This is a genomic window from Rhodococcus sp. ARP2, assembly GCF_001029585.1.
Lineage (GTDB): Bacteria > Actinomycetota > Actinomycetes > Mycobacteriales > Mycobacteriaceae > Rhodococcus_F > Rhodococcus_F erythropolis.
The window spans coordinates 76,716-100,501 of record NZ_LEKE01000054.1 but is presented as its reverse complement, the minus strand read 5'-3'; the positions used below and the strand labels follow the sequence as shown (position 1 = coordinate 100,501).

The following is a 23,786-nucleotide window of genomic DNA, read 5'->3' as shown; positions in this document are numbered from 1 at the left end:
TCAGTCAGGAGCAGACACATGGCAGTGCGCCAGGTCAAGCAGCAGTCACTGGTACAGAAAGCCGCAGACGAACTTGCGCGCCTCATCGGCGACGGCGAATGGCCGGTCGGGACGAAAATCCCGAACGAGCAGGATCTGAGCACGCTCCTCGGAGTCGGGCGTTCGACCGGCAGGGAAGCCGTGCGTGCACTGATCGCGTCAGGACAGCTCTACTCTCATCAAGGATCCGGCACCTACGTCATGTCCTCGACTCCGGTCACAGAACTCGAGCGAGAACTCAAACGCTCGGACCGCCGCGAAGTCTACGAAGTACGCCGACTTCTGGAAGTGGAAGCTGGCCGCCTGGCTGCCATGCGTCGGACCTCTGCCGACGTCGACCTGTTACGGGCAGCACTCGAAGCCCGTGAAAATGCTTCGACACCAACAGAATTTGTCGACGCTGACATGGAACTACATCGCGCCGTGGTGAATGCTGCGCACAACAGCGTGTTGTCGATGGTGTTCGATTCATTCATCGAAACGCTCCGCAACTCGGCCCTGGACGTGATCACCGACGTCACGGCACGAAACCCCCAATCCATCGACGACGAAGCCGCTGCCCACCGAGATCTGGTGGAAGCAATCGTCGCGGGTGATGCCGACGCTGCCAGCGCGGCAACGCGCAGGAACATGGACGGGCTCGACTGACCCTCTCTATCGTTGTCAGGCATGACGTCCACATCGCTCCCTCCACGGGGTCTCCGGATCGGTCTGTCCGCCATCGCGTGGCTCAACCTGCTATCTGCGCTCGTAGGAATGGCGGGCCTGACGATCGGCGGCGGGATGGGCCTGCCTCCGGAGTGGATCGAGGGAACCGTCTTCCCTTCATACTTCTGGCCCGGAATCCTCCTCGGCGTCGTCGTCGGAGGCATCCAAGCCGTCGCACTCTTCGCTCAGCACAACAGGTTCCGCCTGGCATGGGGCCTGCACGCCGCCGCCGGCCTGACGATGATGATCTGGATCTTCGTCGAAATCGCCATGATCCTCGTCTGGTCGCCGCTGCAAGGCATCTTCTTCACCACTGGATTGGCCCAGACGATCCTCGCCGTTCTCGCACTCGGCGCCTGGCCCCGCCCCTTCCTCCAACGAACCGACAGCCATCACGGTCAGTGACGAATTACATTGGGATAGAAGGTCACTAGGACCGACCTCGATGCTCTCCATCGCCCAATCCAGCTCGACCCCCGACCGTCAACTGAAATCTGTTCAGCCGATGAGGTCTTTCGAGAAGTTCAGCGAGTCGAAAGACCTGTTCGCTACGAGTTCCAATTGCCTCTGTGTTGCACCGTCTCGGGCGCGCTGAGACATGCCTTGGATGACTACACCGATGAACTCGGCAAGGTCCTCGGGATCGGAGTCAGCGGGCATGAGTCCGTTGGCGATATCGGCTGCGATCCTCTGCGACAGCAACACCACGTTGGCATTTCGCATGTCGCGCAATCGGTTTGCTATGTGACTGTTGGCGTCGGTCACGCTGACCGCCGCGCTGATGATCAGACAACCACCCGGACAAGACTCGTCGGTGTAATGGGACGCCGCGTCGTTCAAGAGGCGGCGAATCAATTCGGATGCCTCGCGCTCTTCGGCGAACGCCCGGTCCATGAAGTCGCCGCGAGTCGCGTTGTAGTGATCGACGGCGGCAAAGAACACTCCTTCCTTGCCGCCGAAAGCACTGTAGAGACTCGGTGGATTTATCTGCATCGCAGCAGTCAACATGGCAACGGATGTCCCCTCGTAGCCGTGCTCCCAGAAGGCATACATCGCCTTGTCCAAGGCCGCGTCTACGTCGAACTTCCGCCCTTGTCCCGGCACCCCGGCCATGCAACCTCCCAATTCCGCAGCATCTACCGATCCAAATGTGATCTATTCTACTCTTGTAGCGATCACTATGCGAATGTCCTACTGTTCTCCTCGAAAGTTCATTTCGTTCACTGAAGTACCGCCGTACTGCTGACACAGCTCGCGAACGCTCTTTCACACCGTCTAGGGGGATCGACATGCGTAGTGCCGCTTCATTCAAACTGGGTCTCAGCCACAGCGCGGCCACCGATTCGACATGGAAGGTCGAAGCGGTCAAACAGGTCGAGTATCACGTGATTGCCGCACGAAATCTGTTCGCCAAGGACAGCACTCGACTACTCGACGGGTGCAGCGCAGCGTCGCTACACCGCGGAGACCGACGCTTGATCATCATCGACGCGAACGTCGACCGAATTCACGGGGATAGAATTCGAGGCTACTTCGAACACCACGGAATACGAGCATCCTTCGTACCGATGCGAGCCGACGAGACGGTCAAAGAGTGGGGTTCTGCGGTGCGGGTGGTCGACGCGATGAACGGATTCGGCATCGACCGACGCAGGGAGCCGGTAATCGCGATCGGCGGGGGTGTTCTACTCGACATTGTCGGTTTCGCCGCGAGCGTCTACCGCCGCGGAACGCCGTACATCCGGGTCCCCACCACACTGATCGGCCTCGTCGACGCCGGGGTCGGCGTCAAGACCGGAGTCAACTACGGCATGGGCAAGAATCGACTGGGGACGTATGCACCGGCCCTGGCAACTTTTGTCGACCGAGCATTCCTGCGTACCCTCGACAACCGACACTTGTCCAACGGCCTTGCCGAGATACTCAAGATGGCCTTGATCAAATCCTTCGACCTCTTCGAACTGCTGGAAATCTTCGGGGAACGATTGATCGATGACAGGTTTCAGGGCTCTTCCGACGAACTCGACACAGCAGCAACACAAGTCATCGCCGAGTCGATCCACCTGATGCTCGAGGAACTGCAGCCCAATCTGTGGGAATCCTGCCTCGAACGCTGCGTCGACTACGGCCACACATTCTCGCCCACGCTCGAGATGGAAGCACTACCGGAACTTCTGCACGGTGAAGCCGTAGCTGTCGACATGGCATTGACGTCTGCACTGGGTTATTTGCGGGGAAGTATCAGTGAAGCTGAACTTGATCGCGTCCTGACTGTAATGAGGCGCCTCGGCCTTCCCACCTGGAACGACGTCTTGTCCACACCGGGCGTCCTCGGCGCCGCATTGGCCGACACAGTGCGTCATCGGGACGGGCGGCAACGGCTGCCTTTGCCGGTCGGGATCGGTGGACACCACTTCGTCAATGATGTCACGATCGACGGAATCAACTCTGCCTCCGCCCTTTTGAACAGGAAGAGCGACGAGCTACGCGTCCGTGAGACGTCGGTGACGAAGGTCGCGTCATGAGGTGGGGCGGCCTCTACATCGAAGGCTTCGGCTCATACCTACCGGACAGGCGGGAACAAGCCTCCGACATGGTGACCGAAGGACGGTTCGATCCCGTCGAACAGCAGAAGACCGGACAGACTTCGGTTGCAGTGTCGGACCCTGATATCGGCGAATCCGCGCCGGAGATGGCAGTCTTCGCAGGCAGAGCTGCGTTGGCCGACAGCGGAATCAGCAGCAACGAAATCGACCTACTCGTGCATGCAGTGGTTCTGCACAACGGCCTGGAGGCGTGGAACTGCGGCGCCTACATTCAGAACGAACTTGGCATCGACGACTGCCTGCCGATCGAGATCCGAACAGCCTGCGCCGGAGCAATCGTCGGAATCGAACTGATCGGCCGCTGGTTCGACGGACACGGCAAAGGCCTGGTAACTGCATCCGACGCTTGGCGTCTCCCCCTGTTCGACCGGTGGAATTCCGACAGCGGTCTCGCCTACGGAGACGGCGCGGCCGCTGCTGTCATCGGCCCGGATCCGGGTCCCTTTCGTATTCTTTCGACTTCCGTAGTCACTGATGCACACCTCGAGCAGATGCACCGCGGGCACGAGCGCACAAGCATGCCTGTCTACGGCACCGCCGACCCGATCGATCTCCGAGCACGGGTGGGGGGCTTCACCGAGACTCACTCCATCGACGAGTTCTGGTCACGCAACGCGGCCGCTCTGTCTCGATGCGCTGAAACAGCTTTGGGTGATGCCGCCACTCATCACGGTGACATCGCCACCTGGATCGTACCGAATTTCGGCAACGTCCTACTCCGCAAACAATGTTTCGAGCCGCTGAAGATCCGCGCCGAGCAGACCTTGGTCGAACTCGGCAGAACCATCGGCCACACCGGTGCTGCCGACCCACTACTGGGCCTCGACCTGCTCCGCCGCAGCAAGGCCCTGCACCCTGGAGACCGGATCATGCTCACCGGCATCGGCGTCGGGTTCACATGGGGATGCGCAGTCGTCGAATACACCGGATACGAGAAGGGATAGGCCATGGTGGTCGAAACTCCGCACGAATTGACGACAACGGCTCGCTCTACCAACGCGAATGCCGCAATAATCTGGATGCTCCTGGCAGTGTTCGGCGTCGGCACTGTCGAATACCTTGTGGCCGGCGTACTTCCGGACATCTCCACCGACCTCGGGGTCAGCACCTCCACAGCCGGACTGCTCGTCACCATCTATGCCGTCACAGTGGTCATCGGTGGCCCTCTACTGACGATCGCTACCACCAGGGTGCCGCGGACACCTCTCATCGCGGCTCTGATGGCTCTCTTCGTCATCGGCAACATCGGAACTGCGCTGGCACCGAACTTCGCAACCATGGTGATATTTCGGATCATCACTGCTCTGCCACACGCGACGTTCTTCGCTCTGTGCCTGGTGCTGGCGACGTCGTTGGTGGCGCCTGAATTCCAAGGGCGTGTGATCGCCCGCGTCACCCTCGGACTGAACCTGGCGACGGTCCTCGGCGTCCCCTTGGGAACTCTCATCGGTACACAACTGGGTTGGCGCTGGTCTTTTGCGATCATCGCCGTTTTCCAACTGCTGGTCACCGCTGCGCTGATCGCCTCGACGCGCAACGCCGCTCCCTCGCACCAGACCGGCAACGTCAGCTCAGAGCTACGGGTGTTCACCCGGGGCCCAGTTCTGTGGGCGATCGGGCTGACCGCTCTCAGTCAGGCAGCGCTTTTCGTGGTGTTCACCTACATCTCGCCGTATCTCACCGAGCATGCCGGCATCTCGGTGTCGACGGTGACGGTGGTGTTGTTCGTATTCGGCGTCGGGTCTGTTGTCGGCAATCAACTCGGTGGTTACTACGCAGACAAGGACCTGAACAAAACGCTGTACATCGCGTTGACCGCGCTCGCGTTGGCACTTCTCGCTCTCTTCGTCTTCGGCGGAACGTCTTGGTTTGCCTTCGCCTGGATGTTCGTACTCGGTGCTACCGGTTTTTCCATTATTCCGCCGCTCGCCTCGAAACTCATCGGTGCTGCAAGCGAAGCCCCGCACCTTGCTGCCACGGTCAACATTGCAGGATTCCAACTTGCGAATGCTGCCGGCGCGTGGATCGGCTCGATCGCTCTGTCCGGCGGCAACAGCGTTGCAGTCCTGCCTGCTATCGGGGCAGTCCTCGCGGCGGGCGCAGTACTGCTGCTGTTCGTCAGTCGGCGCACTGCTCGGAGCGTGACGTGAAAGCCATGAGAGCTGCGATGATCGACGCTCCCCGTTCCGTGTCGATCGTGACGATCGACCGTCCCAACTGCGGGCCTGACGATGTCGTCGTCAAGGTTGCCTATGTCGGTCTGTGCGGTACGGATCTGGAGTTGTTGCACGGCACGTCGTCATACCTCACTGATGGCCTTACGTCGTTTCCGCATCACTTCGGGCACGAATGGGTGGGCACCGTAGAGCAGACCGGCCCGAATATTCACGATCTGTCGGCGGGTGACGTAGTCACCGGGAGCACGATGATTTTCTGCCAGGCGTGTTCGGCCTGCGGGGCCGGACGACGCAACCAATGCTCCGATCTGCGTGAGGTCGGGCTATACGAACATCCTGGTGCCGCAGCCGAATTCCTCCGCATGCCGCGGCGCACGGTCGTTTCACTCGGTCGCGTCACAGTCGAACCGGAGCACGTTCTCATCGAGCCGCTCGTGACGGTGCTCGAGGCGCTCGACGCTGCTTCGGTGTCGCCGGGTGATCGGGTTCTCGTCGTCGGCGCGGGCACGATCGGCAGCTTGTCCATCGCCATGCTGAGTCGATACCCGATCACCGTCGACGTTCTCGAACCCCGGTCGATCGAACACCTCGACTCCGGCACCGTCACACACAGTTTCACCGATGCCACACACCTGACCGGGCAGTACGACGTGGTCGTGGAGGCGTCTGGCGGCGCCGGTGCGCTGGGTACCGCCGTAGGCGTTCTCCGTCCGGGAGGCAAGTGCATCCTCGTAGGCGTCGCGGCGCACACGGAATCGATCGATCCCGGAGCGGTTGCGCTGGCCGGCATTTCGATCATCGGAGTACGTCACGGGGTAGATCACTACCGCCGAGCCGCGGAACTGTTCCCGCTGATTCGCCCGGCATTGACCGCATTGATCGACAGTGTGGTTCCTCTGACCGAAGCACAGTCCGCATTCGATCGTCTCGAAGGCCACAGGACACGGCCGAAGGTGGTGATCTCTGTTGAGTGAGCTCGAATACACAGTGATAACCGGAGCGAGTAGTGGTATCGGCCGGGCAATCGCGCTCGCGCTTGCGAAAGAGGGTCACAACCTCGTCCTCGGATACGGCAATGGTCTCGATCGCATCGCACGGTTGGTGAGCGAACTAAATGCGCAGTTCCGCATCGACGTCGTTCCCCTGCAACTGGACCTGCGCAATGCCGAATCGACAGTCGACGCCGTTCTGAGATGCACAGATGAACTGGGTGAGATCCACTGCCTGGTAAACAATGCCGGAATCAACGATCGATCACCCGCAGATGCACTCGCCATCGATCGAATGCGCGAGGTCATGGCCGTCAATTCGATCACCCCACTTGCGTTGGCCTCGTCGGTGGGGCGCCGGATGATCGCGCGAGGTATCGCAGGATCGATCGTCAACATCACATCGATCCATGACACGGTCCCCATCACCGGCGGTGCAATCTACTGCGCCAGCAAGGCCGCATTGGCGGCGTCGAGTCGTGTCCTCGCCCTCGAATTCGCGCCCCACGGAGTGCGCGTCAATTCCGTCGCACCGGGAGAAACCGCCACCGCGATGAACGGCATCGATGACGAATCCTCGTATGCGGACATCGATCGCCCCGCTATCCCGTTGGGGCGTCCGGCCGGTGTGCACGAGGTCGCAGCAGCCGCGGCGTTCCTCGCCGGGTCCGGTTCGAGCTATCTCACGGGGACCACCGTTACCGTCGACGGCGGACTGGTTCTGACTGCAGCCGAAGCGAATGCCCGCTACGCCGTCGATCATTCTCCAACGCAAGGTCTCATGAAAGGAATCGCATGAAAGCCATCGCAATCGAAGCCACCGGCGACCCAAGCGTTCTCACTCTCACCGAGGTTGACGAGCCGACATCCGGCCCCGGAGACGTCACTGTTTCCGTTGCAGCCGCTGCCGTCAACCCTGTCGATCTGAAGACCCGTTCGGGGTTCTTGCCCATCGAGTTGCACTTCCCAGCCGTATTGGGATGGGACGTCTCCGGAACTGTTATCGCAGTCGGATCCGCGGTAACACGCTTCACGCCAGGAGACCGCGTCATCGGAATGATCGCGCAACCGGCACACCGCTACGGAACCTATGCCGAACGCGTCACCGCCGACCAGTCCTTGTTCGCACCCGCTCCGTCGAACGTCACCCTCGAGCACGCTGCAGCGATCCCACTCGCAGCGCTCACCGCTGTGCAATGCCTCGAGAAACTCGACCTTGCACCAGAATCCACGGTGTTGGTGACCGGTGCTGCCGGCGCGGTGGGCCGAATAGCGTCGGCGCTGCTGATCTCGCGGGGACACCGCGTCGAAGCCCTCGCTCGCGAGAGCGACACTGACGAACTCTTGGCCCTCAGCCTCAGCCGGGTCATAGCGAGTCCCGTCGACCTGCCGCAGAAGGAGTACGACGCCATCGTCGACACGGCGGGTATTGCCGAATCCGTCGACAGTGTGCGAGACGACGGCGCCTTCATCTCCATCGACGACAACGAGCAACCCGCACCGCAACGTGGAATCACACCGGCGAAAAGCTATGTCGACGAGGACGGCTCGGGCCTCGAATCATTCGCCGAACTGGTATCGACCGGTTCGGTCACCGTCCCTGTCGCCCGAACATTCCGGTTCGACGAAGCACCCCAAGCCCACGCTCTGCTGGCCGCGGGCGGAACCCGAGGAAAGGTACTGCTGATCCCATGACCGTGACCGCGAATGTCGAAGATGCCTTGTCCACAGTCGGTGTCACCGTTCCCGATGCGGACGCCGCCGCCAACTTCTTCGCTTCACTCCTGGGTGCGAACCGCGTCGTAAGATACCCCGGACGTGTCTCCGTACCGATCGGATTGTCGGGGGTCGTGGATTTCGTATCAGCGGATTGGCCCCATCAACCCCCACCGCGGTTGGTCGACATCGGTACCAACCATCTCTGCTTCACTGTCGGCGATATCGAACTCGCTGTGAGCTACCTTGATTCGCGAAGCGACGTGACAGTCCTCGGCGACGTGATCGAGGTACCCGAGGGTCCGATTGCGGGCAACAAGTGGGTGTACTTCCGGTCGCCGTGGGGCGATCTCTTCGAACTTCAGCAGTGGCCCGAGGAGCCGGGATACTTCCACGAGACCCAGGCCCGACTCCACCACAGACGAGAGGACATCGCGTCAGCCCTTCTCCCGACCTGCCGCGGTTTGGATCACACGGGCTACAGCGTCCCGGACCTCGACGCCGCGATAGCGCGTCTGGTGACCGCCCATTCGGGAACCGAGGTGCTCCGCACCGACATCGCAGCGGATCGCGGGTTCATGACGGCACAGTTCGATCTCGACGTCGAAGGAACGTCCCGGATGGCGATGGTATCCGTCGGCGACTTGAACATCGAGTTGTTCGAGCACCACATCGGCCGGCAGGAGGCCCCTCGCCCTTTGACCGCCAACGGGGGAAACTTCCTGACGTTCCGCCACGGGGGCGCCGCGCGACTGATTCCGAGTTCGCTGTGAAGTACGGAATCAATCTCCCCAACTTCGGGCCGCAGATCGACCCCGAGGGGATTCTCGCGTGGGCCCGGACAGCGGAAGCTGCCGGATTCGACAATGTCCTACTCTCGGATCACGTGGTGTTGACCGACGACGCGAATCGCCGCTCTCCCGCTCCGTTTTACGAGTGCCTGGCCACGCTGTCCTGGCTCGCAGCGGGTACCGAGTCGATTCGCCTGGGCAGCGGCGTGCTGATCGGCAGTCACCGACACCCGGCCCACCTCGCCCACGCGACCGCGACGATTGATCGACTCAGCGGCGGACGGTTGATCGTGGGCATCGGGGTCGGCTGGACTGCACAGGCTTTCGACGTCCTCGGCGTTCCGTTCACACGTCGAGGCCGACTGACGGATACCACTCTCGAAACCCTGATCGCAGCGTGGACGTCGGAGACATACGACGCACCGGGCTCGGCCGGAACACATCGCGTGCACAACGGACCTCTACCGCTGCAGCAACCACACCCTCCGTTGTGGATCGGCGGCAACGGACCCGCTGCGATCGACCGAACCAACAGATTAGGCACTGCATGGCACCCATTGCACCCTACCCGGGGCCTATGCATCGCTGGAGTCGCTTCACTCGCCCCCGGGCGTGAGTTCGTCCCCCGCATCTACTTTCTCCCCACCGAAAGATCTGTCGAATCACCAGACCGTCCACTCGGGTACGGAACCATCAACCAGATACGTGCCGACATCGATTTTCTGTCTGAGATCGGTGCACAGACGATTGTGCTCGATACCGATCCTGGCGACCAGCGACTGCGCCGCTCAACCGACCACGATCTCGATCTGATTCGCATTGCCGGCGAAAGTTTGGGAATGAGTCGGGTGGCCGTCTTATGACTCTGCGGCCCAGCTTGATTCGACAATCCATTTCGACCTCGGCACTGCTGTTCGACATGGACGGAACCCTCGTCGATTCGCAGGCGTCGATCGAGGCTGTCTGGTTCGAATTCGCGGACCGGCACGGCGTTGATCGGGCGGTGGTAGCGCAGGCACTTCCAGGCCGCATCGCTTCCGACATCATCGTTCGGGTTCTCGGTAATCGAGCAAACGTCGAATCCGAACTGAACTGGATCAGGCAAAGCGAAGAGCAGAACTCGCATCCAGTTCGCGCCATCGCCGGCGCCAAGGACTTTCTGGCGTCTGTGCCCCGGGAGCAATGGGCGATTGTCACGTCGGCCCCTCGATCGATGATGGTGCGAAGGCTCACTGAAGCGGGCCTCCCGCTTCCACACGCGTCGGTATGCGCTGAGGACGTGCGCGCCGGCAAGCCAGATCCCGAGGGCTTTCTTGCAGCGGCGGCGCGCTTGAAGGTTTCCGCCGACTCCTGCACCGTATTCGAAGACTCCTCGGCCGGCATGGCTGCTGCGGCCGATTCCGGCGCATCATGCGTTGCAATCGGAGCCGAGCCCGGACGAAACCTTTTGAGAGTGAATAATTTTACTTCACTACGACTCTCCCGAGAGAGATCGGAGCTCGTAATCGACGTGGTACCGGAACTATGACGGATACCGTATCGGTCGATCTGGGAGGTACGTGGCTACGCATCCGCAGCGGTGAGCGAACCGAACGGCTGCCATCGCCCAGCGTGCTCCGGCAACCGTCTGCCACTCCCGATCAACTCCTGCGCGAGCTGATCGAGACACTGGATCGATATCTACCGCCGGGTGCCGCAGTGAACATGGCGTGCGGGGCCGCGCTCGACGAACAGAAGGGCGTCGCCCATGGATCCGGCCCATTGTGGGGCGGCACTCCTGCCGGTGAGATTCCGTTGCTGCGCCTCCTCGAATCCCACCGCCCGGACGTTCGATGGACACTCGTGAACGACGTGACGGCAGGGTTGGCGTCATTCGCTCGTGGGTTTACACGTCCCACCGATCGGCGCATCGCCTACCTCACCATCAGCAGCGGGATCGCACTGCGGATAGCTGATGCAAGAGAGGGAGTGATTCCAGTGGACGCATTGGGGTTGCAAGGTGAGGTCGGCCACCTTCGTGCAGTGACGTCGGGGCCGGATACAGTGCGACAGTTGCCCTGCGCATGTGGAGGCATCGGACATGTCGCGGCGATCTCGTCCGGCTCGGCGTTGGCTGCTGTCGCCTCGGCTCTCGAATTGCCCTATGACAGAGATTCGTTCGGTCCAGCACTCGAGTCAGGCGCCCCTGGTGCATCACTTCTGTTGAGCGTGGTCGTCGAGCCGATCGCCGAGCTGGTCAGAACGATGATCGCCCTCGATCCACGACTGGATCGCATCGGGATCGGTGGCGGGCTCGCCGAAGGTCTGTCCGAGATATACGAGAGGGAACTTTGTTCCCAACTCGCCTCGGTGCGATCGTACGCGGACACGTCACTGACTCCCGAGAGAATCCGTAAGACGATATACCTGTGCCGTCCTCACGACATCGACACCCTGTCCGGTGCCGACGATATTGCCGCCGGTCGCCTCCGCGTAAGCAAGCTGTGAAAGAGGATTCATGACAACGCAACTCACCCATCGCGCAATCGTGAGAAGGGGCAGTCGGTCGAGCGTCGAAAAGCGGCCGACTCCAACTCCCGGACCCGGCGAACTTCTCGTCGCCCCCGAGAAAGTCAGCCTGTGCGGGACTGACATTCAGATTGTGCGCGGAGACAGGGACGACCCCTCGCCCATCGTCGGCCACGAAGGCGCTACCCGCGTCGTCGAAGTGGGCGACGGCGTCACCGGCTTCGAGGTAGGTGATCGAGTCGTGGTCAATCCGACGCATCCGCATGATTCATCGTTTCTTCTCGGCCACAACGTCGAGGGGTTGTTTCAACAACGCGTCATCATCGGCGTGCCCGCGGTGAGTGGAGGGTTGGTCACGCCGTTGCCACTGGAACTTTCCAGCGCACGCGCTACTCTCGTCGAACCGTACGCCGTCGTCAGGTATGCGCTCTCCTGCCTCTCCCGTGAGTCACCGGGGACGCTGCTCATTTTCGGCGACGGTCTCATCGGAAATCTGGCTGCGGCCCTCGCACCCTCCGTTCTCTTCCCAACCGTCCGAGTAGTAATGGTCCACCGCACCGAACTCGGCATGGAGTGGACGACAAATCACTTTCCATCCGTGGTCAACTCGCTCGCTACCGAGAACTGGGTACGCGAAACCACAGGCTCGGTCGCCGTGCTGGTCGCGACTCACCGCGCCGGCACAGTAGCGTCGATCGACACCGCTCTGGAACGCCTCGGCGATCGAGTTGTCTCCGTGCATCCGATTGGTGGAGTGCCGGCCAAGGCCACGTCCGATTTGTTACCCGGGGTGGACATCGCCGGGGTGCGACAAGCCAACACGGGTGGACCGACACCACCCGCGATCACGACGTTCACCAGGGGCTCTCTGCGCGTTGCCTTGACGGGCAACAGAGGAGTCACGAACCACCAACTCGCCTCCGCTGCAGCTGCATTGACGAGCGCCGACGACACGATCGACACGCTACTCACACACCAACTCGGCATCGATGAGGGCACCGCATTGATGAACGTGATCTGCGAGAAACGGACCCGAGAGGTGGACGGCGAGTTGGTGATTCGATTGGTGGTGAATCTTGCGGGTCATTGAAGGTATTTGATCCGACGAACTCGGGGAACAACCAGCCAAGACCTCCCGCCCGAGATCCCCCACGGACTCGCATTGCTAGTGTTGATGACGTGTTTGCCACGGGACCCAACGCGCTGACGGTAAAAGGCCAACCGACGCTTCAACACATAGATTTCACCTTTTTGGATTCTTTTCGATTTCCCGACCGGCAGGGCTTCCCCGATTCATATCGCGCATTCATCCGGCGCGCAGGGTGGGCGCGGACCTTCGGACTCTGGCTCATCTATCCGCCCGTCCTTCCCGGATTTGCCGACGGCTGGCAAGGGCGCGCCCGCAACCTCACCGCTCATCTTCATTCGGTCTACACAGAAGGACAGGATGACGAGTTCGATTGGATGATCGAACCCGACGGCGATTGGTCACTCCCCGACTCGCTGCAGGTTTTCGGATGGAGCGAAAACGGTGACGCCCTCCTGTGGGACACAGCATCACGCGACACCGACGGAGAGTTTCCGGTTTGGGAATCGCGATCGTTCAACTCCCTCCACCGCCTCGGCGGGAGCCTCTACGAAGCACTTCCGTCCATTCGCACCCGGACGGCGAGCCTGTTCGGACCCCGCGCCTACGACATCGAGCCACTCCAGCCCACCCAACTCTGACGCGCGACCCAAATTATCGAAAGGCCGCGGGCACAGCCACTAGTACGACACCTACGATGACGACCAGCGACAGATAGCCGAGAACGAGGCCGGCCACTGCCAATCCGCGCCCACTTTCGCCGGAACGGCGAATCTGGTTCAGCGACACATGGCCCACGGGAATAGCAAGAACCCCACCGAAGATTCCAAGTACCAGTGCGACGATGGCCAAGGCATTCGTACCGCCGACCACCCCTGGCGGCGGCGACACCACCTGCCTGACAGGCCCGAATGCCGAACGAAGGCTCCTCCCTAACAGCAGCGCCCCGACCATATACAGCGACAGTCCCGCCACTGATCCGGCTACCCAGGCTCCACGAAACGCCGGCCCGTCGACGTCGAGGATCCTCCCCGCCGCCCTTACCCCGGATCCTGCTGCACCAACCGCGATACTCAAATTCACTGCGCCAGGAAGAACGGCAAGCAAGGCAATAGCACCGATACCAAGCGACAATGCCGGGCCACCTCGGCGCCGCCACGCCAACGAACTCATCAGCGCTGCGAACAAAGTCACAGCAATGCCTAAAAGCCCAGTCACAAATCCGACAACGACTCCCGTCTCGAAGTCCCCACCTAGATGACGAGCAACCCACTGTGCCCAGGCCCGTGCGAATGGCGGCCCGAGCGTCAGCGAGGCAACGACCGTTGCAACCGCAACACACGCCACGACACTGATGACCCGCAGAATCCACCCCAGATAACCGGAATGCGAATTATTGTGCGCAACAGTAGTTTCCGAGTCGATCACCAGGATTCCTTCGTTCAGAGTGTGACAACAGAACGGCTCTAGCCGTCACTCCACACAGAACCGTGGCCGGACCGGCTCACTCATCTGATCAAGTTCTGGTGCCTGTGTCTGTAGTTCGTTCGCACGACCAAACCGGTGATAGCAACGATTACACATTTGTGTTAGCGTTGTTTTCATGAGTTCGAGAGCAAAGATTCTGGCCGCAGCAACCGAGTTGCTCAACACCTCCCCCAACGGTGACATCTCCACCCGTGCCGTGTGCGAGATGGCCGGCGTCGGCGCCCCCGCGCTCTACCGTCAGTTCGGCGACAAGGACGGACTGCTCGCAGCCGTCGTCGAGGCAGGATTCTCCGAATACCTCGAAGGCAAACGCGCTGCGACACCTTCCGATGACCCAGTTGCCGATCTACGGGCCGGCTGGGATGCGCATACAGCCTTCGCGCTCGCACATCCCGCTCATTACCGACTGATGCACTCACCTTCCGCCCAGAGTGCCGACACCGCCTTGCAAGCCCAGGCGCTACTTCGATCCGTTCTCGAACGATGCGCTGCGGCAGGCGTTCTGACCGTATCGGTCGACGTGGCTACGCAGATGGTGATGTCCGCCAATGCGGGTGTCGCTCTGATGCTCGTCGTAAGGCCGGAACAGTACCCCGATCCGACGCTGTCACAGCGAGTTCGCGACGGAATCTTCGCGTCCATCATCGACGAATCCGACGCCCACCCGGACGCCTCCCTCAACAGAGTTGCATCCACTCTCGACGCCCAACTCGCCGCCGCAGATTCAACTTCCCTCTCCACCAACGAAGTCGGCCTACTACGGGAGTGGCTCCGCAAGCTGTCCGATGCAACCAAACCAGTTCAGGAGTTACATCATGACTGACACCACCACCCGCGTCGCCATCGTCACCGGAGCTTCCGGCGGCATCGGGCGAGCGACTGCCGAGAAGCTCGCCGCCGACGGAATGGCTGTCGCCGTGCACTATTCAGGAAATCTTCAACGCGCCCAGGAAACAGTTGACACCATCGTCGCAGCGGGCGGTCGCGCCATCGCGGTGCATGCCGACGTCGCCGACGAAGGTGAAGTCGGGGCCCTGTTCGATACGGTCGAGGAGGAGTTCGGGGGCATCGACGTCGTCGTCCATGCAGCCGGAATCATGATTCTCTCCACCGTCGCAGAACTGAACTTCGACGATTTCGATCGGATGCATCGGATCAACGTCCGAGGGACCTTCGTGGTCGACCAGCAGGCAGCCAGACGTGTCCGACGCGGTGGTGCGATCATCAATTTCTCCACCTCCGTGAAGAAGCTGGCGTTTCCGACTTATGCCGCGTACGCCGCCACCAAAGGTGCTGTCGACGCGATCACTCTGGTTCTCGCGAAAGAGCTACGGGGACGCGATATCACGGTCAACGCCGTAGCCCCAGGCCCCACGGCCACCGATCTATTCCTTGACGGGAAAGACGAAGCTACAGTGGAGAACCTGTCCAAGCTGGCTCCCCTGGAACGCCTCGGCACACCGGCGGACATCGCGGAGGCTGTCGCGTTTCTCGCCGGCCCAGCTCGTTGGGTCAATGGCCAGGTCATCTACGTCAACGGCGGCGTGATTTAGCAAAACCATCGTCTAAGGAGCACACCTTGGCAATTCCGACAAAACAGTCAAACCAGTCGACTTTGGTTGTAATGTGCAAACAATGGAAAACCAGGATCGAGGGTCCGCCCGGACGTCACGACGACAGTTCATCAGCGTTGCAGGACTGGCGGCAACCGCCGTCATAACCCTCGCGACCTCCTCGACCGCCAGCGCCGCCGGCCCCACGGCACCCAATCCAGGTTCGCGGGTCGGCGATCCTGCGGAAGCCCAAGCGGTACAGCGCGTCGCAGAGACACTGCTGAACAGCGGAGTCCCCGGTCTTGCCTTCGCCATCGTCAAACCGGATGAGAAGAACCGCAAAGCGAGTGTCACCACTACGTACCACTACGGCCAGGCCGACGTCGAAAACGGCGTGAGAGTCACTCCACGAACGCAATTCGAGATCGCCTCGGAGACCAAGACCTTCACGGCTGCACTACTGGCGAAACTGATCGCTCGGGGAGAAGTCGGATTGGACGACCTGGCGAGCAAGTATTCGGATGGCAACCCGCTGCCAAAAGGCAGCAGTGGCGAGGAGATCACGCTTCGCCAACTGGTCACCCACCGTTCCGGTCTTAGCGACGACCCACCCAATCTCTCGGCTGGGTGCGCAGATCCCACACAATCGTGCGTGGACGAGAAAGCGAAGTACACGAGAGACATGCTCTGGGAAGGACTCCGGGCTCCCGGGGCCTTGGAGTTCGCCCCCGGTAGCCACTGGCTGTACTCGGACTTCGGGTTCGGACTGCTCGGCACACTCATGGCAGACAAGATCATTCCGGGACAGGAGAAGCCGCCTTTCGCGGCAGCAGTCGCCCGCGAAATCACCGACCCGCTCGGGATGATGGGTACCGTGATCGAGACCAATGCAACCGACCTGGCCGTTCCGTACTACCTCGACGGCACAAGAGCCCCTCTGTGGAACAACACGGGTGCGATCGCAGGCGGGGGTGGCCTCGTCAGCACCGCCGAGGACATGTCGATCTGGGCCGCAACAACTCTCGGCTATGGCACCAACCCGCTCAAACCGGTCCTGACCTCGATGCTCGAGCAGATCGACACGCAAGCTCCGGAGAATCCTGCATTCGGAATGGGAATGGCGTGGCAGCTCCAACCCCCGACGCCGAACTTCCCACAACGGTTCGCCAAGAAGAACGGAGACAGCTCGGGATCCAACTGCATCACCCTGTTGGTTCCCGACAGCGGTTGGTCGATCACGATTCTGGCGAACGGTGGAAATGCGGCGATGATAGACCCTGCAGCAGTGAACCTGATGCATGATCTGGTTCCGAGACGACCGATATTCGGTAGCTCGACGGGAAGTTCGTCGGGCAGCGACGTCGGTTTCCAGACCGGGTCATTCGGATAGACCCACTTACCCGCGGGCGCTACATCTTCGTCGAGCGTGCCATCACGAAGCAGTAGAGCCCGTAGGTGATGATGCCCAATCCGGCAAGGATCAGCAGGGCCACTCCGTACGGCTGCGCACCCAGCGTCTTGAACGCTCCGTCGAGTCCGGAGGACTTGCCGGGTTCGGAACTGTTGACCGCGAGAAGAACCAGAACGCCGACAGCAGCGATGGCCAAGCCCTTGGCGACGTACCCGACGGTTCCGAGTCGGCGCACGAAGTTGCTGGGTGTGCCTTTCAAATCATCCAGGAAGTTCTGGCTCGCGCCCTTGTACACGTGGTAAACACCCACAGCGATGATCGCGATCCCACCGATCACCAATGCGATAGTCCCCAGCGTGTTCTCCATCAAACGCGCCGTGATTCCCGCACTCTGACCGCTGCTGGACTTCCCGCTTCCGCGGGCGAATCCGAATGCAGTGAAAGCAAAACCGAAATAGACGAGCGAAATGCCCAGAGCCTTTGCGCGGTTGAAGAACTCCTTCTTCTTGTCGTCCGAGGACGGCGACGACGAGCTCCCCAACGCAGCTTCGGCTAATCTCCACAACGCCATGGCAAGGAAGGCCACGACGCCGACCCACAGAGCGAAAACACCCCCTGGTTTTCCTGCCAACTCGGCCATCGCACCCGATTGGTCCGCAGACCCGGATCCACCGAGAGCAAGGCGGATCGCGATATATCCGATCAGCAGATGAACCACACCGCTGACGACAAATCCTGCGCGGGCAAAGCGCTCGAAGACATTGTTCTGTGCGACGTCAGCCGCCGTGGACGGGACACTTTTCTGGTCCTGCGGTGACGATTCTTTGTTCATCATGATCGTCGAACCATATACGGGCAGACGCTTCCCTCGAACGCCTGCATCAAGTGTTTCGAGATCAAGGGTTTCGAGGGTTCTGATCCGGCGTCGACCGCGGTTCTTCGGGGTTGGGAACCTTGGGGTCGATCGTGTCTGCATGATCTCGTTGCTGGTTCAGTTCCTCGCGAGAGCTCGTCGCCTCTTTCCGATGTTGCGCTGCATGATGTTGCAGCGCAGACGCTTCCGCCGCTTTGGCGTCGGCCTCTGCCTGCACCATGCGCGCTTTGGCTGCTGTCTCTTCTGCCCGCGCCTCGCGCTCGCCTACTTGCAGCGACTTGTCTGCGACGTCTTCGCGGATCTGTTCTGCCTCGATGTGACGACGCTCGTCGCGCCTGTTTCGCGCCACCCACAGGAGTGCGGCCACGATCGCTATCACCACGACCACGGCAACAATTATCCAGATAATGCTGCTGGTACTCATACTGCGAGAGGTACCCACCTGGGACTTTCTCACACGCAGGCAAAGAAATACGCAAAAATTACAGGTCGGTCGGATGCGTGTTGGCACCGCACAAAACGACGCACAATTCACCGTCGGACGGCGGCGTCACCGTTCCGTTCAGAACCGGAACCATTGCTGCCGCGGTTCCCAACTCCACCAGGATCCGGAACTCCCGCCACAGGAACGCCCGCGCCTGCCGGATCGAATCATCGTCGACCACAACGCTGTTAACCGAACTCTCATGCAGCGTCTCCCAGGCGATGGCGCCAATCCGTGTGGCCCCCAATGAGTCCCCGGCGATACTGTTCACTTCGATATCGATCGGACGCCCCGCATCGAGCGAGGTGTGCAAGGTGGCAGCCCCGGTCGGCTCGACGGCTACCACTTGATCTTCGGGACGAGCCGCCGCGACGATTCCAGAGACCAACCCGCCGCCGCCGACTGCAACGCAATACGTGATCGGTCCGGATGCGTCGTCCTCGATCTCGAGAGCAATGGTCCCGGCTCCGCTGACGATGTCGGGCAGGTCGTAGGCGTGCAGTTCGAGCGCACCGCTCGAGCGTGCGATGTCCGCCGCAGCGGCAGCGGCGAGTGCATACCGGTCGCCGACCTTGTGAACGGTTGCACCCAGCTCCCCAAGTGCCTTCACCTTTGCTTCGGGCGCTGTCTCCGGCACCACCACTGTGCAGGTGAGTCCTCGGCGCCGCGCGGCCCACGCAGCGCCGATCGCAGCGTTGCCGCCGGACGCGATCACCACGCCTGCGTCAGGCATGGTGCCGTCGGCGACCGCTCGTTCCACTGCATTGAGACTGCCGCGCACCTTGAAGGAGCCGCCGTGTTGGAGGTACTCGAGCTTGAACAGAACCGGCACCTCACCGTGTGGTGTCGGCACCGCAGTTCGAAAGATGGGAGTACGCCGCGCCAGTCCTGCGATACGAGTCCGCGCAGCTTCGACGTCCGAGCGCTCGATTGCCACTGGACCTGCGTTGTTGTCGGCGGTGAGAGTCATGTACCAACCCTACGGTTCGCAACTTCGACCCGAAGCAGTCGGCCCATCGTCATCAAGATGTCTGTTTTTCACCAATTACTGCCTGCATCTGACCGAGACATCGACCTTCCAGGTGAATAAATTTACTACTACAAGCACAACGACGACAGCAAGGAAAGGCACACGCCATGTCGAAGATCGCAGTATTCGGTGGAAACGGTTTTGCAGGAAGCGCAATCGCGAAAGAAGCCGCTTCACGCGGCCACGAGGTAACCGTCGTCGCTCGCAGCGCGCAGTCCGGAACCGACACGAATGTCGTGCAGGGTTCGGTTCACGACAACACGATCGTGGAGCAGATCACGGCAGACAACGATGTCGTTGTCGTTGCCATCCCCGCTCGCGAGATCGACGGCAAGCGCCTGCTCGACGCCGTCACTCCCCTCGCAGATGCCGCCGCACGCAACGGTGCTCGCATTGCCGTAGTCGGTGGCGCCGGCAGCCTGTTGGTCGCCGAGGGTGGGCCGCGCGTCGTCGACACCCCCGACTTCCCGGACGCATACAAGGGTGAGGCGCTCGCTCACGCCGACGTCCTCGATGCGCTCCGCGCGACCGACAGCAATGTCGACTGGTTCTACGTGAGCCCGGCCGCAGCATTCGGCGCCCATGCCGGCGTCGCCCCGAAGGGATCGTTCCAGTTGGGTGGCGACATTCTCCTGACGGACGCCGAGGGTAACTCCGCCATCGCGGGCGAAGACTACGCCCACGCTTTTGTCGACGAGATCGAGACTCCGGCCCACCGTCGCCAGCGTTTCACCGTCGCACACTGAACATGAGCAACCTTCGTAGGCGCGCAGCCTGGATCACTGTTCCCGCTGCCGCCGCTCTCCTGCTCACCGCGTGCTCCAACGACGCGGAATCCGCAACGCTCAGCAGCTCTGCGACGTCCACGAGCGTTGTTGCCGAACAGGGCGATCAACTCGAATCCAACAAGACCGTCGTCACGGACTTCTACGAACTGGCGTTCAACGGCCGTCAGGTACAGCAAGCCGCCGACCGGTACCTTGGCGACGTCTACATCCAACACAACCCCACTGCCGCCGACGGGGCAGCCGGATTTGTCAGCGGCATAGGCGGTTACGTCGAGGCCACACCCGGATTACACGCCGAGATCACTCGTGTTTTCGCCGAGGGCGATCTGGTTGCCCTCCAGTCTCACACCACGTCTGCACCCGGCGACCGCGGCCAGGCCGTGTTCGACATCTTCCGCGTCGACAACGGCAAGATCGTCGAACACTGGGATGCCATTCAAGACGTGCCGGAAACGTCCGCAAATCCGAACACGATGTTCGACGGACCCACCTCGTCGCCGTCCAAGTCGTCAGAAGTCTTGGAGCGCAACACGGCCAACGCGTTGACGTTCCTGCAGCTCGCCTTCAACGAAGGCAAAGCCGCCGAGGCTGCCGACCAGCTGGTCGGTCCGACCTACACCCAGCACAACCCCTCGTTCGCTGACGGCAAGGACGCATTTGTCACCGCACTGGCCGGGATCGAACCCGTTACCGGAGACAAGGCCACCAAGTTTCCACGGACGGTAGCCGAGGGCGACTTCGTCTTTGTTCAGACCTTCGCTTCGTCCGGTGAGGGAACGGCCGGCAGCGGCTCGATGGACATCTTCCGATTCGACGAGAACGGCAAAATTGTCGAACACTGGGACGCGGTCCAGGACTACCCTTCGACGACCGCAAGCGGTAACACCGTGTGGGATGACGGTCGCTGAGACGACAACTCCGAACAGTTCAGCGGACGGCTACGTGATCAGCCGACGTTGATTCGTTCTGTGTCGCCGTCGTAGTAGTCCAACAATCTCTGGTCCATCACCCGGCGCCACAGTGGTGGAATCCACGCGATCACGATCATCACTGCGTAGCCGGCCGGAAGTTGCGGCGCTTCGGCCGCGCTACGCAGACTTTGGTACCGCAGCTTCGGGTTGGCGTGGTGATCGCTGTGCCGCTGCAGTTGGTAGAGAAACAGATTGCTCACGACGTGATCGCTGTTCCAACTGTCAGCGGGGCTGGCGCGAACGTACGAGCCGTCAGCACGCTTGCCACGCAGCAGACCGTAATGCTCGAGGTAGTTCGCCGCTTCGAGGAAGGTGAATCCGGCAACTGCCTGCAGCAGGAGCCAGGGCGCGACCTCCCAACCGAAGATACCGATCAGCGTCGCGAAGAGGACAACACTCATCGCCCAAGCGTTGAGAATATTGTTCTCGAAGCTCCAGGTTCGTTTGCCTTTCCTCTGGAGTCGCGCGCTCTCGATGCGCCATGCCGAACGCAGCCCGCCGAACACACTTCGTGGCAAGAACCTCCAGAAGCTCTCACCGAACCGTGAGCTGGCCGGGTCCTGCGGAGTAGCTACACGCACATGGTGGCCGAAATTGTGTTCCACGTAGAAGTGCCCGTAGAGAGATTGCGCAAGCGCCACTTTCGCGAGCCACTGTTCGCTCTTCTCGCTCTTGTGGCCGAGCTCGTGGGCCGCGTTGATACCGACGCCGGCGACGACACCCACCGTGAACGACATCGCGATCTTCTCCGCGATTCCCATCGGAGCGTTGATCCAGCACCAGCAGGCGAAGACCAGACCGGCGTATTGCAAGGGGAGGAACGCGTAAGTGCACCAGCGGTAGTAGCGGTCCTTCTGCAGTCGTGGGATCGCATCGTCCGGCGGACTTTCGCCGTCTTCACCAGCCAACATGTCGATGATCGGGATGACGATGACCAGGAGCCACGCGCCGGTCGCCCAGAACAATCCGAGACGAAGGTTGTCGACGAGAAACCAGGAGATGAACGGGCTGAGTGGAATCAGCAATCCGAGCGGCCACAGGTACCTTTTGCGGTCGCGCCAGCGCGGGTTTTCGCCAGACGGCGAGTCGGTGTTCTGGACAGCCTTCGATTCGGTATGCCGTGCGTCGGAAGTCGCTGTCATTCGCCGATCTCGCCTTTCGTCCCCTCGAACGATTCGCCCCACGCACCGTTCACGCTCAGCAAACCACGACTCGCGCGCTGACGGATGTGGTCGTGAACGCACGACGCCCTACTGGAAACCCGACCGGGACACATGTCCGGCACGGGCTCTCCCCCGAGTAGCCACTGTTCACCCCGACAGCTGATTCGGACAAAATACCCCATCGATCTGCGGCAATGGACACCGCATCAACCTTTTGCTGCGCCTCGAAACGTCAAGGGTCTGGCAAGACCAGCCCTGGTCCGGTTCAACGAAGTAACGGTAACCAGCCGTGACAGAAATCATAAGCAGAGGACAGGATTCTCACCCGGAGCGGCAACCAAAAAGACTGCGCGCCCTCAACTGGTCAGTTGCGGGCGCGCAGTCAAAAGGTGAGCAAGCGTCAGAGCGTTGCAAACACCTTCGTTTTCACTTCGTTCAGCCAACCGTTCGCGGTCACGAAATCTGTGACACCCGACTGCAATCCGAAGACGTGGCCAGCCTGCGCCGCCGGCAGCCTCGTGAAGAGGTTGTCGTCGAGGACCGCTTGAACCGCCGCATTGGTCGATCCGTCCGCATTCAGGGGATACAGCACGACCGTCACACCGTTCATGATGTCGGCCAACTGCTCCATCGGGTAGGACTCGTATCCGGCATCGGTGTAATTGGTCGGAACACCGGGCCCGTACGCCAATCCGAGTTCGTTGACGACCAAATTGCCGATCGCACCAGTGGGCTGCTGAACCGAGAAAGCGCCGGGTGCGTCTCCGAGCGAAATGTGAATCCACTTGTTGTTCGCGATCACGTCCGCGTACTCGCCACGAACACGTTCGAGATTCTCTTCGTAAGCAGTGCGCGTCGACTCGAGCACGTCCGTCTTGCCGATCGCCTGGGCGATCTCCGTGGTGATCGTCTTCCAGTCGCCTCGACTCTCGCCCTTGACGATGACAGTGGGCGCAATGCCAGACAGACGGTCGAACGCCGCTTGGTCCACCTCGTCGGCGTCGCCGACGATGATGTCGGGATCTGCCGCAGCGATCGCTTCGAAGTTCATTTCCCCGTAGGGCCCGATGGTCGGGAGCCCGTCGACGAAGGCCTGCTGCTCGGGCGTGAATTCACTGATCCACTTGCCGTAGTCCTGCACAGCAGCCGGTTTCACTCCGAGGGACATGAGCTGCCAAGGAGTGTCGTACGACGCGGCGACGACGCGCTCCGGCGAGGCGGGAACCTCGATGTCCCCGTATGGCGAGGCAACGGTCCGGACGTCCGTCGGCTCGGAGTCGGCCGATGACGAGGAACAGCCAGTCACCACCATCGCACCGACAACGGCAGCTGCCGCCGCTGCGATGACTCTGGAACCGAAAGAAAATGATCGAATTGCGCGCACGCAGAACTCCTACAGAGGT

Annotated in this window: 26 protein-coding genes; 19 read left to right on the top strand and 7 right to left on the bottom strand. The window is 61.3% G+C overall.

Annotation, left to right across the window (positions count from 1 at the left end; all coding sequences use genetic code 11):
- Positions 1–18: 18 nt before the first annotated feature.
- Positions 19–687: a FadR/GntR family transcriptional regulator gene (locus ABX74_RS13925; RefSeq protein WP_020909393.1), complete on the top strand. Its 669-nt coding sequence runs from the start codon at positions 19–21 to the stop codon at positions 685–687.
- Positions 688–708: 21 nt separating this feature from the next.
- Entirely contained in the window at positions 709–1,152 is a 444-nt protein-coding gene (locus ABX74_RS13920; RefSeq protein WP_223257906.1) for a hypothetical protein, read from the top strand.
- 93 nt (positions 1,153–1,245) lie between these two features.
- On the opposite strand, the gene ABX74_RS13915 is transcribed toward ABX74_RS13920, so the two are convergent.
- Positions 1,246–1,860 (bottom strand): TetR/AcrR family transcriptional regulator, encoded by a 615-nt coding sequence (locus ABX74_RS13915; protein WP_020909395.1) that lies wholly within the window; start codon positions 1,858–1,860, stop codon positions 1,246–1,248.
- Between the two features lie 176 nt (positions 1,861–2,036).
- On the opposite strand from ABX74_RS13915, the gene ABX74_RS13910 reads away from it, so the two are divergent.
- The 12 genes from ABX74_RS13910 (at position 2,037) to ABX74_RS13855 (ending at position 13,262) form a co-directional block, all read left to right on the top strand.
- Positions 2,037–3,272: a sedoheptulose 7-phosphate cyclase gene (locus tag ABX74_RS13910; protein WP_047889026.1), complete on the top strand. Its 1,236-nt coding sequence runs from the start codon at positions 2,037–2,039 to the stop codon at positions 3,270–3,272.
- On the top strand, positions 3,269–4,297 hold the full coding sequence (locus ABX74_RS13905) for a 3-oxoacyl-ACP synthase III family protein (RefSeq protein WP_020971052.1): 1,029 nt from the start codon (positions 3,269–3,271) through the stop codon (positions 4,295–4,297). Before ABX74_RS13910 ends, ABX74_RS13905 begins: the two co-directional genes overlap by 4 nt.
- Before the next feature lie 3 nt (positions 4,298–4,300).
- Positions 4,301–5,503 carry an MFS transporter gene (locus tag ABX74_RS13900; RefSeq protein WP_047889025.1) on the top strand — a complete coding sequence of 401 codons (1,203 nt, stop codon included), beginning with the start codon at positions 4,301–4,303 and terminating at the stop codon, positions 5,501–5,503.
- Between the two features lie 5 nt (positions 5,504–5,508).
- A complete protein-coding gene (locus ABX74_RS13895) occupies positions 5,509–6,504 on the top strand; it encodes a zinc-dependent alcohol dehydrogenase (protein WP_020909399.1) in 996 nt (331 codons plus the stop codon).
- Entirely contained in the window at positions 6,497–7,318 is an 822-nt protein-coding gene (locus tag ABX74_RS13890; RefSeq protein ID WP_019745655.1) for an SDR family oxidoreductase, read from the top strand. The genes ABX74_RS13895 and ABX74_RS13890 overlap by 8 nt, the downstream gene beginning before the upstream one ends.
- Complete coding sequence (locus ABX74_RS13885; protein ID WP_020909402.1) at positions 7,315–8,214, top strand: NADP-dependent oxidoreductase; 900 nt, start codon at positions 7,315–7,317, stop codon at positions 8,212–8,214. The genes ABX74_RS13890 and ABX74_RS13885 overlap by 4 nt, the downstream gene beginning before the upstream one ends.
- Complete coding sequence (locus tag ABX74_RS13880) at positions 8,211–9,008, top strand: VOC family protein (protein ID WP_019745657.1); 798 nt, start codon at positions 8,211–8,213, stop codon at positions 9,006–9,008. The genes ABX74_RS13885 and ABX74_RS13880 overlap by 4 nt, the downstream gene beginning before the upstream one ends.
- Positions 9,005–9,889 carry a TIGR03619 family F420-dependent LLM class oxidoreductase gene (locus tag ABX74_RS13875; protein WP_020971055.1) on the top strand — a complete coding sequence of 295 codons (885 nt, stop codon included), beginning with the start codon at positions 9,005–9,007 and terminating at the stop codon, positions 9,887–9,889. The genes ABX74_RS13880 and ABX74_RS13875 overlap by 4 nt, the downstream gene beginning before the upstream one ends.
- Positions 9,886–10,554 carry an HAD-IA family hydrolase gene (locus ABX74_RS13870; protein WP_019745659.1) on the top strand — a complete coding sequence of 223 codons (669 nt, stop codon included), beginning with the start codon at positions 9,886–9,888 and terminating at the stop codon, positions 10,552–10,554. Before ABX74_RS13875 ends, ABX74_RS13870 begins: the two co-directional genes overlap by 4 nt.
- Positions 10,551–11,513, top strand: coding sequence for an ROK family protein (locus ABX74_RS13865; RefSeq protein ID WP_047889024.1), 963 nt, complete (start codon positions 10,551–10,553; stop codon positions 11,511–11,513). The genes ABX74_RS13870 and ABX74_RS13865 overlap by 4 nt, the downstream gene beginning before the upstream one ends.
- Before the next feature lie 10 nt (positions 11,514–11,523).
- Entirely contained in the window at positions 11,524–12,624 is a 1,101-nt protein-coding gene (locus tag ABX74_RS13860; RefSeq protein ID WP_019745661.1) for an alcohol dehydrogenase catalytic domain-containing protein, read from the top strand.
- A gap of 161 nt (positions 12,625–12,785) precedes the next feature.
- Positions 12,786–13,262, top strand: a complete 477-nt coding sequence (locus ABX74_RS13855) for a hypothetical protein (protein WP_037119881.1) — start codon at positions 12,786–12,788, stop codon at positions 13,260–13,262.
- 13 nt (positions 13,263–13,275) lie between these two features.
- Here the strand turns inward: ABX74_RS13855 and ABX74_RS13850 are convergent, their stop codons facing one another.
- On the bottom strand, positions 13,276–14,049 hold the full coding sequence (locus ABX74_RS13850; RefSeq protein WP_029256453.1) for a DUF4190 domain-containing protein: 774 nt from the start codon (positions 14,047–14,049) through the stop codon (positions 13,276–13,278).
- Positions 14,050–14,224: 175 nt separating this feature from the next.
- Between ABX74_RS13850 and ABX74_RS13845 the strand changes: the two genes are divergently transcribed.
- The 3 genes from ABX74_RS13845 (at position 14,225) to ABX74_RS13835 (ending at position 17,052) form a co-directional block, all read left to right on the top strand.
- Entirely contained in the window at positions 14,225–14,932 is a 708-nt protein-coding gene (locus ABX74_RS13845; RefSeq protein WP_047889023.1) for a TetR/AcrR family transcriptional regulator, read from the top strand.
- Positions 14,925–15,662 carry an SDR family oxidoreductase gene (locus ABX74_RS13840; RefSeq protein ID WP_047889022.1) on the top strand — a complete coding sequence of 246 codons (738 nt, stop codon included), beginning with the start codon at positions 14,925–14,927 and terminating at the stop codon, positions 15,660–15,662. Before ABX74_RS13845 ends, ABX74_RS13840 begins: the two co-directional genes overlap by 8 nt.
- An 82-nt stretch (positions 15,663–15,744) precedes the next feature.
- Entirely contained in the window at positions 15,745–17,052 is a 1,308-nt protein-coding gene (locus tag ABX74_RS13835; RefSeq protein WP_047889021.1) for a serine hydrolase domain-containing protein, read from the top strand.
- Positions 17,053–17,071: 19 nt separating this feature from the next.
- On the opposite strand, the gene ABX74_RS13830 is transcribed toward ABX74_RS13835, so the two are convergent.
- The 3 genes from ABX74_RS13830 to ABX74_RS13820 all read right to left on the bottom strand — a co-directional run bounded on the left by ABX74_RS13830 (position 17,072) and on the right by ABX74_RS13820 (position 19,401).
- On the bottom strand, positions 17,072–17,908 hold the full coding sequence (locus ABX74_RS13830) for a DUF1206 domain-containing protein (RefSeq protein ID WP_047889020.1): 837 nt from the start codon (positions 17,906–17,908) through the stop codon (positions 17,072–17,074).
- 61 nt (positions 17,909–17,969) lie between these two features.
- Positions 17,970–18,371, bottom strand: a complete 402-nt coding sequence (locus ABX74_RS13825) for a hypothetical protein (RefSeq protein ID WP_020971062.1) — start codon at positions 18,369–18,371, stop codon at positions 17,970–17,972.
- Between the two features lie 58 nt (positions 18,372–18,429).
- Positions 18,430–19,401, bottom strand: a complete 972-nt coding sequence (locus tag ABX74_RS13820; RefSeq protein ID WP_021331768.1) for a serine/threonine dehydratase — start codon at positions 19,399–19,401, stop codon at positions 18,430–18,432.
- A 167-nt stretch (positions 19,402–19,568) separates the two neighbouring features.
- On the opposite strand from ABX74_RS13820, the gene ABX74_RS13815 reads away from it, so the two are divergent.
- Complete coding sequence (locus ABX74_RS13815; protein WP_020909412.1) at positions 19,569–20,207, top strand: NAD(P)-dependent oxidoreductase; 639 nt, start codon at positions 19,569–19,571, stop codon at positions 20,205–20,207.
- Between the two features lie 2 nt (positions 20,208–20,209).
- Positions 20,210–21,157 carry a nuclear transport factor 2 family protein gene (locus tag ABX74_RS13810; protein ID WP_047889019.1) on the top strand — a complete coding sequence of 316 codons (948 nt, stop codon included), beginning with the start codon at positions 20,210–20,212 and terminating at the stop codon, positions 21,155–21,157.
- A 38-nt stretch (positions 21,158–21,195) separates the two neighbouring features.
- Here ABX74_RS13810 and ABX74_RS13805 read toward each other — a convergent pair whose 3' ends face one another.
- Positions 21,196–22,362, bottom strand: a complete 1,167-nt coding sequence (locus ABX74_RS13805; protein WP_020909414.1) for an alkane 1-monooxygenase — start codon at positions 22,360–22,362, stop codon at positions 21,196–21,198.
- 421 nt (positions 22,363–22,783) lie between these two features.
- Positions 22,784–23,767 carry an ABC transporter substrate-binding protein gene (locus tag ABX74_RS13800; RefSeq protein ID WP_047889018.1) on the bottom strand — a complete coding sequence of 328 codons (984 nt, stop codon included), beginning with the start codon at positions 23,765–23,767 and terminating at the stop codon, positions 22,784–22,786.
- Positions 23,768–23,786: the final 19 nt, after the last annotated feature.

What these genes read in the sequence shown, in the direction of transcription:
- ABX74_RS13925 (WP_020909393.1), top strand. Translation starts at nt 19, where the DNA reads ATGGCAGTGCGCCAGGTCAAGCAGCAGTCACTGGTACAGAAAGCCGCA.
- ABX74_RS13920 (WP_223257906.1), top strand. Translation starts at nt 709, where the DNA reads ATGACGTCCACATCGCTCCCTCCACGGGGTCTCCGGATCGGTCTGTCC.
- ABX74_RS13915 (WP_020909395.1), bottom strand. Translation starts at nt 1,860, where the DNA reads ATGGCCGGGGTGCCGGGACAAGGGCGGAAGTTCGACGTAGACGCGGCC.
- ABX74_RS13910 (WP_047889026.1), top strand. Translation starts at nt 2,037, where the DNA reads ATGCGTAGTGCCGCTTCATTCAAACTGGGTCTCAGCCACAGCGCGGCC.
- ABX74_RS13905 (WP_020971052.1), top strand. Translation starts at nt 3,269, where the DNA reads ATGAGGTGGGGCGGCCTCTACATCGAAGGCTTCGGCTCATACCTACCG.
- ABX74_RS13900 (WP_047889025.1), top strand. Translation starts at nt 4,301, where the DNA reads ATGGTGGTCGAAACTCCGCACGAATTGACGACAACGGCTCGCTCTACC.
- ABX74_RS13895 (WP_020909399.1), top strand. Translation starts at nt 5,509, where the DNA reads ATGAGAGCTGCGATGATCGACGCTCCCCGTTCCGTGTCGATCGTGACG.
- ABX74_RS13885 (WP_020909402.1), top strand. Translation starts at nt 7,315, where the DNA reads ATGAAAGCCATCGCAATCGAAGCCACCGGCGACCCAAGCGTTCTCACT.
- ABX74_RS13880 (WP_019745657.1), top strand. Translation starts at nt 8,211, where the DNA reads ATGACCGTGACCGCGAATGTCGAAGATGCCTTGTCCACAGTCGGTGTC.
- ABX74_RS13870 (WP_019745659.1), top strand. Translation starts at nt 9,886, where the DNA reads ATGACTCTGCGGCCCAGCTTGATTCGACAATCCATTTCGACCTCGGCA.
- ABX74_RS13865 (WP_047889024.1), top strand. Translation starts at nt 10,551, where the DNA reads ATGACGGATACCGTATCGGTCGATCTGGGAGGTACGTGGCTACGCATC.
- ABX74_RS13860 (WP_019745661.1), top strand. Translation starts at nt 11,524, where the DNA reads ATGACAACGCAACTCACCCATCGCGCAATCGTGAGAAGGGGCAGTCGG.
- ABX74_RS13845 (WP_047889023.1), top strand. Translation starts at nt 14,225, where the DNA reads ATGAGTTCGAGAGCAAAGATTCTGGCCGCAGCAACCGAGTTGCTCAAC.
- ABX74_RS13840 (WP_047889022.1), top strand. Translation starts at nt 14,925, where the DNA reads ATGACTGACACCACCACCCGCGTCGCCATCGTCACCGGAGCTTCCGGC.
- ABX74_RS13835 (WP_047889021.1), top strand. Translation starts at nt 15,745, where the DNA reads ATGGAAAACCAGGATCGAGGGTCCGCCCGGACGTCACGACGACAGTTC.
- ABX74_RS13830 (WP_047889020.1), bottom strand. Translation starts at nt 17,908, where the DNA reads ATGATGAACAAAGAATCGTCACCGCAGGACCAGAAAAGTGTCCCGTCC.
- ABX74_RS13825 (WP_020971062.1), bottom strand. Translation starts at nt 18,371, where the DNA reads ATGAGTACCAGCAGCATTATCTGGATAATTGTTGCCGTGGTCGTGGTG.
- ABX74_RS13820 (WP_021331768.1), bottom strand. Translation starts at nt 19,401, where the DNA reads ATGACTCTCACCGCCGACAACAACGCAGGTCCAGTGGCAATCGAGCGC.
- ABX74_RS13815 (WP_020909412.1), top strand. Translation starts at nt 19,569, where the DNA reads ATGTCGAAGATCGCAGTATTCGGTGGAAACGGTTTTGCAGGAAGCGCA.
- ABX74_RS13810 (WP_047889019.1), top strand. Translation starts at nt 20,210, where the DNA reads ATGAGCAACCTTCGTAGGCGCGCAGCCTGGATCACTGTTCCCGCTGCC.
- ABX74_RS13805 (WP_020909414.1), bottom strand. Translation starts at nt 22,362, where the DNA reads ATGACAGCGACTTCCGACGCACGGCATACCGAATCGAAGGCTGTCCAG.